At 71.2% G+C, this 13893-nt stretch carries 12 protein-coding genes; 6 read left to right on the forward strand and 6 right to left on the reverse strand.

Going from position 1 to position 13893, the window contains the following annotated elements; all coding sequences use genetic code 11:
- Positions 1–6: 6 nt before the first annotated feature.
- Genes ACWEF2_RS28065 through ACWEF2_RS28075 form a run of 3 tightly spaced genes read right to left on the reverse strand, consistent with a single transcriptional unit; the run spans position 7 to position 3533 of the window.
- On the reverse strand, positions 7–858 hold the full coding sequence (locus tag ACWEF2_RS28065; RefSeq protein ID WP_453819331.1) for an ABC transporter permease: 852 nt from the start codon (positions 856–858) through the stop codon (positions 7–9).
- Positions 858–1868, reverse strand: coding sequence for an ABC transporter permease (locus tag ACWEF2_RS28070; protein WP_453819332.1), 1011 nt, complete (start codon positions 1866–1868; stop codon positions 858–860). The genes ACWEF2_RS28065 and ACWEF2_RS28070 overlap by 1 nt, the downstream gene beginning before the upstream one ends.
- 3 nt (positions 1869–1871) lie before the next feature.
- On the reverse strand, positions 1872–3533 hold the full coding sequence (locus tag ACWEF2_RS28075; protein WP_453819333.1) for an ABC transporter substrate-binding protein: 1662 nt from the start codon (positions 3531–3533) through the stop codon (positions 1872–1874).
- Between the two features lie 319 nt (positions 3534–3852).
- Here ACWEF2_RS28075 and ACWEF2_RS28080 point away from each other — a divergent pair, with 319 nt between their 5' ends.
- Positions 3853–4305 carry a hypothetical protein gene (locus tag ACWEF2_RS28080; protein WP_453819334.1) on the forward strand — a complete coding sequence of 151 codons (453 nt, stop codon included), beginning with the start codon at positions 3853–3855 and terminating at the stop codon, positions 4303–4305.
- Between the two features lie 29 nt (positions 4306–4334).
- Here the strand turns inward: ACWEF2_RS28080 and ACWEF2_RS28085 are convergent, their stop codons facing one another.
- Together ACWEF2_RS28085 and ACWEF2_RS28090 are read right to left on the reverse strand one after the other, a co-directional pair.
- Positions 4335–5528 carry a globin domain-containing protein gene (locus ACWEF2_RS28085; protein ID WP_453819335.1) on the reverse strand — a complete coding sequence of 398 codons (1194 nt, stop codon included), beginning with the start codon at positions 5526–5528 and terminating at the stop codon, positions 4335–4337.
- Between the two features lie 125 nt (positions 5529–5653).
- On the reverse strand, positions 5654–6088 hold the full coding sequence (locus ACWEF2_RS28090) for an RrF2 family transcriptional regulator (protein WP_453819336.1): 435 nt from the start codon (positions 6086–6088) through the stop codon (positions 5654–5656).
- Between the two features lie 229 nt (positions 6089–6317).
- Between ACWEF2_RS28090 and ACWEF2_RS28095 the strand changes: the two genes are divergently transcribed.
- Positions 6318–7862 (forward strand): PucR family transcriptional regulator, encoded by a 1545-nt coding sequence (locus ACWEF2_RS28095; protein WP_453819337.1) that lies wholly within the window; start codon positions 6318–6320, stop codon positions 7860–7862.
- Between the two features lie 232 nt (positions 7863–8094).
- The gene (locus ACWEF2_RS28100; RefSeq protein WP_453819338.1) at positions 8095–9345 is read left to right on the forward strand and encodes an NAD(P)/FAD-dependent oxidoreductase; all 1251 of its coding nucleotides are present in this window, start codon (positions 8095–8097) and stop codon (positions 9343–9345) included.
- 177 nt (positions 9346–9522) lie between these two features.
- On the opposite strand, the gene ACWEF2_RS28105 is transcribed toward ACWEF2_RS28100, so the two are convergent.
- The gene (locus tag ACWEF2_RS28105; RefSeq protein WP_453819339.1) at positions 9523–9891 is read right to left on the reverse strand and encodes a hypothetical protein; all 369 of its coding nucleotides are present in this window, start codon (positions 9889–9891) and stop codon (positions 9523–9525) included.
- Positions 9892–10198: 307 nt separating this feature from the next.
- Here ACWEF2_RS28105 and ACWEF2_RS28110 point away from each other — a divergent pair, with 307 nt between their 5' ends.
- The 3 genes from ACWEF2_RS28110 to rfbA all read left to right on the forward strand — a co-directional run bounded on the left by ACWEF2_RS28110 (position 10199) and on the right by rfbA (position 13889).
- Positions 10199–11356 carry an epoxide hydrolase family protein gene (locus ACWEF2_RS28110; RefSeq protein ID WP_453819340.1) on the forward strand — a complete coding sequence of 386 codons (1158 nt, stop codon included), beginning with the start codon at positions 10199–10201 and terminating at the stop codon, positions 11354–11356.
- A 123-nt stretch (positions 11357–11479) separates the two neighbouring features.
- Positions 11480–12844 (forward strand): activator-dependent family glycosyltransferase, encoded by a 1365-nt coding sequence (locus ACWEF2_RS28115; protein WP_453819341.1) that lies wholly within the window; start codon positions 11480–11482, stop codon positions 12842–12844.
- Positions 12845–13013: 169 nt separating this feature from the next.
- A complete protein-coding gene (gene rfbA / locus ACWEF2_RS28120) occupies positions 13014–13889 on the forward strand; it encodes a glucose-1-phosphate thymidylyltransferase RfbA (RefSeq protein ID WP_453819342.1) in 876 nt (291 codons plus the stop codon).
- The last annotated feature ends 4 nt before the right edge of the window (positions 13890–13893 follow it).

A 13893-nucleotide genomic window follows, 5' to 3' on the forward strand; every position in this document is an offset into this window, starting at 1 on the left:
CGTCCGTCACCTTCCGGTGGAGTCGGCGCGTTCCTGCAGGCCCTCACCGAGGAGGCTGAAGCCCAGGACGCAGATGAGCAGGAAGAGGCCGGGCGGCACCGAGGTCCACCATCGGCCGGCGACGACGTCGCCGGTGCCGAGGCTGATCATCGCGCCCCACTCGGCGGTGGGGACCGGCACCCCGAGGCCGAGGAAGGAGAGGCCCGCCAGCGTGAGCATCGCCCAGCCGCAGTTCAGCGGTGCGATGACGCGCACGGGGGTGAGGCTGTTGGGCAGCACGTGCCGCCAGAGCACGACCCAGGACGACGAGCCCGAGGTGCGGGACGCCTCCACGAAGGGCAGCTCCCTGACCGAGCGCACCTCGGCCCGGACCAGCCGGGCGTAGGCGGGCGCGTTCACCAGGGCGATGACCGCGACCAGGTTGGCCGTGCCGCCGCCGAGCAGCGCGGCCACCGCGAGGGCCAGGATGAAGGTGGGGAACGCCTGGAGGACGTCGAGCACCCGCATCAGCACGTCGTCGGCCCAGCCGCCCCGGTAGCCGGCGACCAGGCCGACCAGGCTGCCCGCGACGACGGCCACGGCGACGGCCGCGACCGCGATGCCGAGGTCGAGCCGGGCGGCGTGCAGTGCCCGGCTCCAGACGTCCATCCCGTTGAGGTCGGTGCCCAGCGGGTGGGCGCCGCCCGGCGGGGCGAGGGACGCGGCGGGGTCGATCTGCTCAGGGCCCCAGGAGCTGAGCAGCGGCGCGAACAGGGCCGCCAGCACGACCAGGATCAGTACGGCCGAACCGACCGTGATCAGGGACGACGCGAACCGGCCGCCCCCGCCGGTCTCCCGGGCTCGTGCCACCTCGGCCATCAGATCCTCACTCTCGGGTCGAGGATCGCGTGGACCACGTCGGCGATCAGGAAGACCACCACGTAGAACAGCGCGATCACGAGCACCGACGCCTGCACGACCGGGTAGTCCCGGTAGAGCAGGCCTCTCAGCGCCCACTGGCCGAAGCCCTGCCAGGAGAAGACGTACTCCACGAGCACGGTCGAGCCGATGGCGAAGCCGAACACCAGGGCCGCCAGGGCGGGCAGCCGTACCAGGGCGGCGCGCAGCAGGTAGCCGCGGAGCAGCAGCCGGTCCCGCAGCCCGTGCGCGGCGGCGGCGGTGTACGCCTCGGAGCCCAGCACCTCCAGCGCCGAGGCCCGGACGCTCCGCAGCAGCGGCGCGACGATGACGATCACCAGCGTGGCCACCGGCAGCATGAGGTGTTCCAGCGCGGAGACGAACGCCGGCCCGTTGGCCGTCAGGGCCGCGTCGAGCAGGTCGGCGCCGGTGAGCAGGCTCAGCTCGGTGTCGGGGTCGACGCGTCCGCTGGGCGCGGGGGCCCAGCCGAGGCCGTTGTAGACGACCAGGACCAGCACCAGGCCGAGCCAGAACTCCGGGACGGAGTTGCCGATCAGGGCCGCGACGCGGACGGTGTGGTCGCCGAACCGCCCGGCGTGCCGCGCCGACCAGATGCCGAGCACGGTGGCCACGACGAGCGCGACGGCCAGCGAGATGACCACGAGTTCCATGGTCGGCCCGATCCGCACGGCCATCTCGGAGCCCACCGGGGCACCGCTCTGGATCGAGGTGCCGAAGTCGCCGGTGAACAGTCCCCCCAGATAGTCGAGGAACTGCCGCCACAGGGGCTGGTCGAGCCCGAACCGCGCCCGGGTCGCCGCCGCGTCGGCCTCGGTGGCGTTGGGCCCGAGGATGGTCCGGATCGGGTCACCCGGCAGAACCCTGACGAGCAGGAAGGTCAGGACGACCACCCCGGCGAGCACCGGGACGAGCTGGAGCAGCCGGGTGAGGAGGAAGCGGAGGATACGCATGACTCACGTGGCGATGTTCAGGTGGCGCAGCCGGGCGAGCCCGTCCATCGGCTGGACCCAGCCGGCCACCTCCTCACGCACCGGGAGGGTGAAGTTGGGCTGACAGATCATGATCCACGGTATGTCCTCGGCCAGGATCTCCTGCACGCGCAGCCACAGCTTGGCGCGCTCGGCCTCGTCGACGACGGTGTGCGACCGCTTGAAGATCTTCTCGATCTCGGGGTTGCCGTAGTTGGAGTAGTTCAGGTTGGCGCCCTTGGTGAGGCTCGTGCCGAGCATGTACTCCACGTCGTTGACCCAGAGCTCACCCACCGTGATCTGCAGCGGGATGTTCCTCTTCTCCCGGCGACCGGCCAGCGTGGCGGGGTCGAGCGGGCTCAGCCTCAACTCGATGCCCGCCTTCCTGGCCTCGCTCTGCACGAGCACCGCGAGCTGCTGCTCCTCCTCGTTGTCGGCCTGGAAGACCAGTTCGGAGCCGATCGGGCCCTTGCCCGCGTCCGCCAGGGTCTGCTTGGCCTTGGCCAGGTCGTGGGTGTAGGGGTAGCCGGTCTCGGAGTAGCCGGGCATGTCCAGCGGGACGACGCTCCTGGACGGCCTGGCGTCGCCGCCGTAGACGTTGGCGATGATCTGCTCGTACGGCACGGCGTGGGCGAGCGCCCTGCGCACCGCGGGGTCGTCGAAGGGGGCGGTGGTCATCGACATCTGGATGGTGACCTGGCTGTTGCTCGGCGCGGAGATGACCTTGACGCCCTTGGTGGTCTTGAGGTCCTTGATGTCGCGGCGGCCGATGCCGAAGGCGATGTCGATGTCGCCGTTCTGCAGCTGGAGGCGCTGGTTGGCGGCCGCGGGCACCACGGTGAGCCGGATCCTGGGGGTCTTGGCGCCGTCGGGACCCGGGTAGGCCGGGTTGGCCGCCAGCACGATCTCCTGTCCCTGGGTGGCCTTCTCCACGTTGAAGTAGCCCCCGTTCGGGGCGTTCTTGGCGAACCACTCCTTGGCCCAGGGGTCGTCGGCGGTGGCGTGCCTCTTCGCCTCCTCGGAGTCGAAGACGTACAGCGAGATGGCCTGGATCTGGCGGGTCAGCGCGCTGGGGAACGCCTGCCGGAACCGCACGGTGTAGTCGTCCACCACCTCGACCTGGTCGGCCTCGGTGAGCCCGATAAGCCGGTAGACGCCGGCGACGTTGGCCTGCGCGGCGAAGGCCCGGTCCTTGGACCACTTGACGTCCTTGGCGGTCATCTCGTTGCCGCCGGCGAATTTGACGCCCCTGCGCAGCTTGAGGGTCCACACCTTGTTGTCTGCGTCGGGCTCGAAGGACTCGGCGAAGGTGGGGGCGATGGCCGAGGTGTCGAGGATCTGACCACCGTCCACCGCGGTGACACCGTAGTCGACCATGTACGGGAAGACGTTCTTGTGGAGCATCAGGGCGGTCAGGTCGAACCCGACGAAGTCCTGGTCCCAGCTGCTGGGATAGCCGCTCACCGCGATCCGGAGCGTCGAGGCGGCGGGGCCCTGCGAGGCGCCGCCCGAGCCACCGGTGCCGGTGCCGGTGCTGGCCGCGCATCCACTCGCGAACAGCAGGGCGACGCCGCCGCCGAGCTGGAGCACGGAACGGCGGGACAGCGTCGGGGATCCCGAACCGTCCGGGCGGGAGAAGGCGGGCATGGCAGTCCTCCAGAGGCCGCGAAGAGTTGGGCCGCGCGGTGAGCGGCTTGCTTCCGTCCGCGTCCCACCCGCACCCACATATGTCGCTTGTTCTATCAGACATGAGTTTCGTGAACAAGAGACAACCTCTTGTTCACTCGTAAAATCGCTGATCAGAAGGGAGAAAAGATACTCCTTCCATCGCATGCCAGCGGCTTGTTCACCAAATTTCACAGATGCTTAGAGTGGGATCGATCACACATCCCCCGGGGCGCCGTTCCCCGGCGTCCGCGCTCCGGCCCGTGGAGACATCCCTGGTGGGCGGGGTAGAAAACCGGGTGTGAATCGTTCGCGGGGTCTCACCCCCGAGCCGGAGGATCCGCGGGACGAGCCGACGCCCGGCGTCCCGGGCCCCCCGCCGTCCCCGGACACCTCCTCGGACACCTCGGGGGCCGTCTCCGGGAGAGCCTCGGGGGAGGTCGCCCGGACCGGCGGCGCCCGCGTACCCGGTACGCCGCCTCGGCCCAACGGGCCGCCGACCGGACACCGGCGCGGCCGCAGGGGGGCGGAACCGGGTTCGCTCGACCGGCCCTACAGCGCCCTCAACCTGCGGCTTCTGCTGGCCTCCTACGGATTCGTGGCGTTCACGGCCCTGGCCGTCCTCGCGTTCACCATGAGGCTCTGGCCACTGTTCTACCTGAACTGCGCACTGGCCGCCGTCGCCTTGACCAACGCGGTCGTGGTGGCGGTACGGCGTCACCGGCGAGGCGGCCACCACTCACTGTTCGAGTAACCCGCGCGCGCCGGGCACTCGTCTCCGGGTCAGGCGTCGGCGCCCAGCCAGAGGTCGGGGCCGAAGACCTCGTAGTGGATGTCGCGGGCCGCCACGCCCGCTCCGACCAGCTGGGCACGCGCCTCGCGCATGAAGGGCAGCGGGCCGCAGAGGTAGACGACCGCTCCCCGGGGAAGCTCGACGTCGGCCAGCGCCATGCGTCCGGGCAGGGCGTCCCCCCGGGCTCCGTCCTCGTACCAGAAGACCCGTCCGGCCTCGGGCAGCGCGTCGACGAGCCGCTCCATGTCCCGGCGGAGCGGGTGGTCGGCCGGGGAGCGGTCGGCGTGCAGCAGCAGTACGCGGCGGGTGGAGCCGGTGGCGGCCAGATGCTCCAGGATCGCGGCGATCGGGGTGCAGCCGATGCCCGCGGAGACGAGCACGAGCGGCGCGTCACCGTCGGAGAGGGCGACGTCGCCGAAGGGCGCCGACAGGGTCAGCTCGTCCCCCGCCCGTACGGTGTCGTGCAGCAGGGTGGACACCTCGCCGTCGGGCGTGTCCCCGCCGCGCACCCGCTTGACGGTGATCTTGCGCAGCCCGTCCCAGCCCGTACCGGACAGCGTGTACTGGCGGAGCTGGTGCACGCCGTCGGGCATCCGCACCCGGACGCTGACGTACTGGCCCGGTTTGGCGGGCGGGACCGGGTCGGCGCCGGTCGGGCTCAGCAGGAAGGAGACCACGTCGGGCGTCTCCTCACGGCGCTCGACGACCCGCCACCGCCGCCAGGTGCGCCCGCTCTCGGCGCCGGCCTCGGCGTAGATGCGGGCCTCCAGGGCGATCAGCGCGCCGGCCATCAGCCAGTACACCTCGTCCCAGGCCGCGGTGACCTGCGGGGTGGCCGCGTCGCCGAGCACCTCGGCGATCGCCCCGAAGAGATACTTGTGCACGATGACGTACTGGTCGTCGGTGACGCCGACGGCGGTGTGCTTGTGGGCGATGCGGGCGAGCAGCCGGTCGGGGCGCTCGTCGGGCCGCTCCAGCAGGGCGACGGCGAACGAGGCGATGGAACCGGCGAGGGCCCTGCGCTGTTCACCACTGGCCTGGTTACCCCGGTTGAACATGCCGTCGAGCAGTTCCGGGCGCTCGGCGAACATCGTGGAGTAGAACCTCTCGGTGATGGTGTCGAGCGACGCGCCGATGACAGGCAGCGTGGCGCGGATGATCCCGGCGGATTCCGCGGACAGCATGTGACCTCCAGAGACGGGGCGGAAGGAGAGGTGTGAGGATAATTTGCATCTCACATGCATATTAAAGTCCCCGTGGCGATCTTCCCGGAGGGCCCAAAGTCGCCTCCTTTAGGGCCGAAAGTCATTTAACGCAACAGGAGTGAGACAAGTGCCGGACCGGTGGGCGACACCACCAGGGAGTCGACCGTGACCGGGTCGAGCGAGGCGCAGAACGCCTCCCGCGCCTCGGCCAGCACCGCCCGGAGCCGGCAGGCGGCCCGCAGCGGACACGGCGGGGCGTCCTCGCAGCCCACCACGTCGCCCATGCCCTCAAGCTCGCGGACGATCCCGCCGACCGACGCGCGGTGCCCCGCCCCGGTGAGCCGCAGCCCGCCCCCGCGCCCCCGCCTGGCCTCCACCAGCCCCAGCTCGCTCAGCCGCGCCACCGCCTTCGCCGCGTGCGTGTACGGCACCGCGAGCGCCTCGGCCACCGAGCGCGTCGTCAGCAGCTCGCCGTCGTCCGCCACGGCGAGCCTCATCACGATCCGGAGCGAGATGTCGGTGAAAACGGTCAGGCGCATGCCCTCACGGTAAGCCGGAGGAGCGGGGGAGAATCAAGGGTGTGGAACGGATCAATCCGGGCAGGCGTCACCGGCGGCTTCTCACCCGCGCCCGGACGCCCCCGACACCGGGGCATGCTCACGGCCGTCGCGAACGGCTCCTCGGCGGCGCGCGGCCGTCCGTGGCGGAGCGCCGGCGCGGCGGGGTTCCCGGTGCCGGGATTGCCGTGACGGCGGACGGGGGCAGGGGATGCTGAGACTGGACCGGCTGGTGAACGTCCTCGGCGGGTACGGGGCCCGGCTCTGCTCCGCTCCGGCGTCGCGGGAGGTGGGGCTGCGCAGCGTGGTGGTGCACGATCCGACCGACCCCCGTCCGGCGACCGGTGACGTGTTCCTCGCGGTCGGCGTGGACTCGGCGGCCGACGCCGTACGCCTGGCCCGGTCGGCACGGGCCGCCACGGTGCTGGTGCGCGGGAGTCCGCCGCTGGAGGAGAACGCCCTGGCGGACGCCCGCGACGGCGGGATCGCCGTACTGCTGGTGGAACCGGAGGTGTCCTGGAGCCAGCTCTTCGGCGTGGTGTACGGCCTGGTGCTCGAAGGGCGTGAGACCGAGGCCGGGCGGGGGCCGACCGATCTGTTCGCCTTCGCGGACATGCTCGCGTCCGAGATCGGCTCCGCGGTGACGATCGAGGACCAGATGTCGCGCGTCCTGGCCTACTCGGGCTCGCAGCAGACCTCCGACCCGGTCCGGCTGGAGACGATCCTGGGCAGGCGGGTGCCGGACGCCATGCGCCGGCTGCTCCAGCGCAAGGGCGTCTTCGCGCACCTGGCGACCTCCGACGAGCCGCTGTTCGTCGACCCGTCGCCCGAGCACGGACTCAGGGGCCGCATGGTGGTCGCCGTGCGCGCCGGGCGCGAGCTGCTGGGCTCGATCTGGGTCGAGTGCGAACGCCCGCTGTCCGACACGCGGCGGATCGTCCTGGGCGACGGGGCACGGGCGGTGGCGCTGCACCTGCTCCGCTCCCGGGTCAGCGCGGATCTGGAACGTCAGGTGGAGTCCGACCTCGTCATCCGGCTGCTGGAGGGTACGGCCGACGCGCCGTCGGTGATCAGCAGGCTCGGCCTGCCCCGGGGACGGTTCCGGGTGATCGCGCTCCAGGCGCACATCGCCGCGGAGAGGCACGCCGCGGTCCTGCTGGCCTTCGAACGCGCCACCACGGGCTTCGGCTGGTCACGGCCGGGACGGAGCACACTGTTCGGCAACACCCTCTACACGCTGCTGCCCTGCGACAACGACGCCACGCCGGCCCGCGACTGGCTCGCCGCGATCGTGAACGTCCTGCCCCGGCGGGTCACCGTGTTCGCCGGTGTCGGCGGGGCCGCGGACCCCGTCCAGCTCCCGGCGAGCAGACAGGAGGCCGACGAGAGCCTCGCCCTGCGGGCGGGACGGTCCGGCGGTCCCCTGGCGGTCGTCTACGACGAGTCGTGGGACGAGATCCTGCTGCAACGTCTCCGGGCCGCCGCCTCGGCGGGACGCGCCCCCACCCGGGGGCCGGTCGCCGAGCTGAGCCGGCACGACGCCGAGCACGGCACCCACCACATCGCGACGCTGCGCGCCTGGCTGGAGGCCCAGGGGGATCTGCCCGTCGCCGCCGACCGCCTTGGCGTCCATCCGAACACCATCCGCTACCGGCTCAGGAAGATGGCCGAGATCACGGACCTGCGGCTCGAACTGCCGGAGAAACGGCTGGCGATGATCATCGCACTGGCCGCGGGCCAGGACAGACAGCCCTGACCCCCGCCCCCTCACCCGCGCCCCTCTGTCGATACGGTCTGTCCGGGCCGTCTATCGAGGCCGTTCGGCGGCATTTATCAGGCTATTCGGTCGGGCCATCTGTCGAGGCCGGACAGAGCCCCCTCTGTCGCTTGTCCAAAGCGGACAAACCGTTCGCCGCCCTTACCGGTGATGCTCGTATCACGCGGGCGATGCCCGCCACAGGCGGCGATTTCGGAGCGGAGAAGTGGTCATGGGTATCGACGGTGGACCGCGCACGGCGGTGGTGATCGGCGCCGGTGTGGTGGGGCTGTCCACCGCGTGGTTCCTGCAGGAGCGCGGTGTGGACGTCACCGTCGTCGATCGGGACGGCGTGGCCTCGGGCGCGTCGTGGGGCAACGCGGGCTGGCTCTCCCCGGGACTGGCCATCCCGCTGAACGAGCCCGGGATCCTCCGTTACGGCCTGCGCTCCCTCCTCGACCCGAGCGCCCCGCTGCACGTGCCCGCCACCCCCGACCTGAAGCTCTGGTCCTTCCTCACCCGGTTCGCGGTGAACTGCACCTGGAAGTCCTGGGGCCGGGCCGTACAGGCCAACCTCCCGTTCAACGAGGAGTGCCTGGAGGCGTTCGACGTGCTGACGTCCAACGGCGTCGAGGCACCCACGGTCGAGGCCCCGATCATGGCCGCGTTCAAGACCCCCCGGCAGGCCGTGGCCCTCCTGCACGAGCTCCAGCGGATCAACCGGTCCGGGCTGCACATCGACTACACCGCCTTCGAGGACGACGACCTCCGCAAGCAGGCGCCGCAGCTCTCCCCCAGCGCGACGGCCGGGATCCGGCTGGACGGGCAGCGCTACGTCGACCCCGGACGGTTCACCCACTCGCTGGCCCAGTCGGTCATCGCCCGGGGCGGCACGGTCAGGTCCGGCTTCCCGGTGACGGCGGTGGACGACGACTCCACCAGCCTCACCGTCCGGTCGAGCACCGGAGACTCCATCACGGCCGACGCCGTCGTCCTGGCCACCGGCGCCTGGCTGAACGGCCTCGGCGAGTCCTGGGGCGTCCGCGTCCCCGTGCGCGCCGGGCGTGGTTACTCGTTCACCGTACCGACCGACGAACCCGTGTCCGGGCCGATCTACCTGCCCGCCGTACGGGTGGCCTGCACGCCGTACCAGGGCAAGCTGCGGGTGGCCGGAACGATGGAGTTCCGCGACGCCGACGCCCCGCTGTTCCCGAGGCGCGTCGACGCGATCATCAAGTCCGCCCGGTCGCTGCTCACCGGCGTCTCGTGGGAGGAGCGCACCGACACCTGGGTCGGCCCCCGCCCCGTCACCCCCGACGGCCGGCCGCTGATCGGAGCCACCAACGCCCCGGGCCGGTTCGTCGCCGGCGGGCACGGCATGTGGGGGCTCACCCACGGCCCGGTCACCGGGCGGATGCTCGCCGAGCAGATCACCACCGGAAAGCAGCCCGCCGCCCTGCGGGACTTCGACCCCACCCGCTGACCCCGGCACACCGGCCTTTTCCGAACGCCGCCCCGTGAGCCCCGGGCTCACGGGGCGGCGTGCGGTGAGGGCGCGGTCGAGGTGTGCCGCCCGGGAACGGACGGGAGTGGTCACGCGAGGCGATTCCACATCCGGCGTGGTGCCCGGCACACCTCGCCACTCCGAATCCCACCGGGATCAGCGAAGGCCCTGATGTTCTCCGGCGAGACGGGGAGGCGGCGCCCCGGGGAGCCCCGCGTCCGGATCACGGTGACGCCGGGACACGGCGACCAGCACGGCGGCCGCCCGCCCCGGGTTGCGCAGGGCGCGGAGTGGCAGGTCGGCCAGCCAGAGCACGTCTCCCCGCCCGAAGCGCCGGCGCCTGCCGTCCAGGCCCTCGGCTTCGAACTCCCCCTGCTCCACGACGACGATCGCGTCCCGCCATTCGGACTCGTCGTAGTCGGCCGAAAAGCCGGGCGCCAGGACGATCCGCCGGAGCTCGAACGCGCTCGGCGGCTGTTTGCCGAGAAAGGGGAGCCGACCGGGATCGTCGTTCATGTTCACCAATCGCCTCTCCGTCCCCCCGTGGATCGTGACCTGGGACCACAGCCCGGCTGACACGTATGACGGACGCCGGGTGTGAAACTCATCGTTCACCGTGCGACAGACCGGGCCGCCGGCCGCCCGGTGAGCCGCCCGCACGGCGAGGGGAGACCACATCGGCCCCGCCTCCGGTAGGGCAAGGCGGGAGATGCGTCGCCGGACGGCCGGATGAGACGGTGCGGAAATGAGGAACAGCTGACGTCACCACCGCGCCCGCACGCCCCGGAAACCGTGGCCGCACGGCCGGTGAGCGAACCTGAGAGGTGCCCGCATGCGTCCCTTCCGGATCGAAATCCCGCAGGCCGATCTCGACGATCTGCACCGGAGGCTTGCCGCGACCCGCTGGCCGAGTGAGATGCCGGACGTCGGCTGGGAGCGGGGCGTGCCCCTGGGGTATCTCAGGGAGCTCACCGACTATTGGCGGACGACCTACGACTGGCGGGCCGCCGAGGAGCAGCTGAACCGGTTCCCCCAGTTCGTCACCGAGATCGACGGGGTGAACGTGCATTTCCTGCACGTCCGGTCGCCGGAGCCGACGGCCCTGCCCCTGATCCTGACGCACGGCTGGCCCGGCTCGGTCGCCGAGTTCCTCGACGTGATCGGGCCGCTGACCGACCCCGGCGCTCACGGCGGCGACCCCGCCGACGCGTTTCACCTGGTCATCCCATCGATTCCCGGGTACGGACTCTCCGGCCCCACCGGCCGGACCGGCTGGGACGTCCCCCGGGTCGCGCGCGCGTGGGCGACGCTCATGCGCCGCCTCGGCTACGGCCGGTACGTCGCGCAGGGCGGAGACTGGGGCTCGCCGATCTCCCTGCGGCTCGGGCTCGCGGACCCCGAGCACGTCGCCGGTGTGCACGTCAACATGCTGGTGACGTTTCCCCCCGAGGACTTCACCGGCCCGGCGGACCTGGACGACGACGATCGGGCACGGCTGGAGCACGCGGGAGAGTTCGCACAGGACGGGCTGGGCTGGCAGCGGATCCAGTCCACCCGCCCGCAGACCCTGTCCTACGCGCTGACCGACTCGCCGGTCGGGCAACTCGCCTGGATCGTGGAGAAGTTCAGGGAGTGGACGGATTCGGGAAAGGCGCCGGAGGACGCGGTGAACCGCGACAGGCTGCTGACCAACGTCATGATCTACTGGCTCACCGCGACCGCGGGATCGAGCGCCCAGCTGTACTACGAGTCCGCCCGCCTCAGCCTCGACTTCGCGAGAACGTGGGGTGGGCCGTGGCCGCTCACCGTGCCGGTCGGGGTGGCGGTCTTCCCGGCGGACGCCACCCGCCCCATCCGGGCCTTCGCCGAGCGGGCCGTCCCCACGATCACCCGCTGGACCGAGTTCGATCGCGGCGGTCACTTCGCCGCCATGGAGCAGCCCGGACTGCTGGTCGGCGATGTGCGGGCGTTCTCCCGGACGCTGCGGTGACAGGCCGCGCGATCGCTCAGGGCGGCCGGTGTCACCCGGCCGCGCTCCCGGCCCCGGACGCGACCCCGCCCCCACCGGTACGCGACCGTTCCTGACCGCTCGTCAGCAGATGGAAGGATCCCGATGCGCGTCCTCTTTCTCACCGTCGCCGACAAGTCACACCTGCACATAGCGGCCCCGCTGGCATGGGCGCTCCAGACAGCGGGGCACGAGGTGTGCGTGGTCGGCCAGTCCGGCCTGGCCGACGTCATCACCCCCACCGGCCTCACCGGCGTGGAACTGGGGGAACCGGAGGAGGTCCGGCTGACCTCACGGATGAACGAGAAGGAGCCGGAGAAGGATCTGGAGCGCGGTCCGGGGCGGGAGCCGGACGTGCGAGCGGCGGCCGGGGATGCCTCGAAACAGCCGGCCGGCGACACCCCCGAGCACCGGCGTCGGCGTAATCCGCGGCAGAGCGACTACGCCAGGGACGACCCGGGTGCCGAGTTCGAGTCGCTGGTCACGAACCTTTTCCCGGTCATGTGCCCGGACCCCTTCTTCGACGACCTGGTGGACTTCGCCCGCGCGTGGGAGCCGGATCTGGTGATCTGGGACATGCTGACCTACGCCGGCCCGGTGGTGGCACGTGCCGGCGGCGCGGCGCACGCCCGGCTGCTGCTGGCCACCGACGGGGTGGGGCAGCTGTGGTCGGCGATACCGGAGAAGCTGAGGGGCTCCGGCGGCCCGCTGTACAACTGGCTGGAGCCGAAGCTGGAGCGGTTCGGCTGCGACTTCGGCGAGGACATGGCGGTCGGCCAGTGGACCATCGACCCCATGCCCTGGTGGACGTACCACCCCGCGGGCATTCACTACCTCCCGATGCGGCATCTGCCGTTCAACGGCCCCGCCATGGCTCCGCGATGGCTGTACGAGAAGCCCGCCCGCCGGCGGGTCTGCATCACCCTCGGCAACTCGCACCGCGACGCCGGTCGGGTCGAGGCCCCGGTCGGCACGCTCATCGAGGCGGTGGACGGCCTCGACATCGAGGTGATCGCCACCTTCGGCGCCCAGCAGGTCGATCCGCTGCCAAGCCTGCCGGACAACGTGCGTACGACGAGCTTCATCCCGCTGAACGTGCTGCTGCCGTCCTGTTCGGCGATCATCCACCACGGCGGTGCCGGAACGTTCGCCGGCGCGGTCGAGCACGGGGTTCCGCAGCTCATCGTGCCCAGCACCTGGTGGAGTGAGAAGTGGTACGGCCCCGTGGCGATGGCGAACGGGCTTCAGGAGCGCGGCGCGGGCATATACGTGTGCGACTCCGACCGGCTGACCGCCGACAGGCTGCGCGACAACCTCGTCCGGGTGCTGGAGGAACCGTCGTTCGGGGAGAACGCCGCCCGACTTGGTACGGAGGTGAGGGGGATGCCGACCCCGAACGACATCGTCCCGACGCTGGAGAGGCTGACGGCCCGGCACCGGGGCTCCCGGTCCCGGCCGGTCGGCCGCTGACGGCCGTGCCCCCCCCGTACGGCCCGGCCACCTCGATCGCCGCCGGGCCGCCCTTCCCCCCTTCCGCCTCGATGTGACGGAAAGGGACCCCACCATGCCGAGACGGTGCCGCACCACGAGATGACGATCTTCCCTCACGTGTCCGCCGACAATGATTTGGACAGAGCCGATGAAGGGCATAATCCTGGCCGGAGGCTCGGGTACACGCCTCATGCCGCTCACCACGACCACTTCCAAGCAGCTGTTGCCCGTCTACAACAAGCCGCTGGTCTACTATCCGCTCTCCGTCCTGATGCTGGCGGGCATCCGTGACATCCTGCTGATCAGCGCCCCCGACCAGCTGCCCGGTTTCCGGAATCTGCTCGGCGACGGCTCCGGCCTCGGGATCCGTCTCCACTACGCCCCGCAGCCCACTCCGCGCGGTCTGGCCGACGCTCTGATCATCGGCCGGGAGTTCGTCGGCGGCGCGCAGGTGTGCCTCATCCTCGGCGACAACATCTTCTACGGTCACGAGCTCCCGATGATCCTGCGGGAGGAGATCGCGAAACTGGACGGCTGCACGGTCTTCGGCTACCCGGTCGCCGACCCGGAGAGATACGGCGTGGCCGTCCTCGACAGCGCCAAACGGCTGATCGGGCTTGAGGAGAAGCCGACCCGCCCGCACAGCAACCTCGCCATCACCGGTCTCTACTTCTACGACAACGAGGCACTGCGCTACGCCGCCGAACTCACCCCCTCGGCCAGGGGCGAATTGGAGATCACCGACCTCAACCGGCGCTTCCTCGCCGAAGGCCGGGCACACCTGGTCTATCTGGGCCGCGGCACGGCGTGGCTGGACACCGGAACACCCGACAGCCTGCTCGAAGCCGGTCTCTTCGTGCAGATGCTGGAGAAACGACAGGGGGTGCAGATCGCCTGCCTGGAGGAGGTGGCGTACCGGATGGGGTACATCGACGCGCGCGGGCTCGAAGAGCTGATCCGTCGCGCCGGGCCCTCGTCCGAGAGAGGCCGGTATCTCGCGCGGCTGCTGGAGACCGCCGGCTGACGAG

Source organism: Streptosporangium sp. NPDC004631 (genome assembly GCF_053601935.1).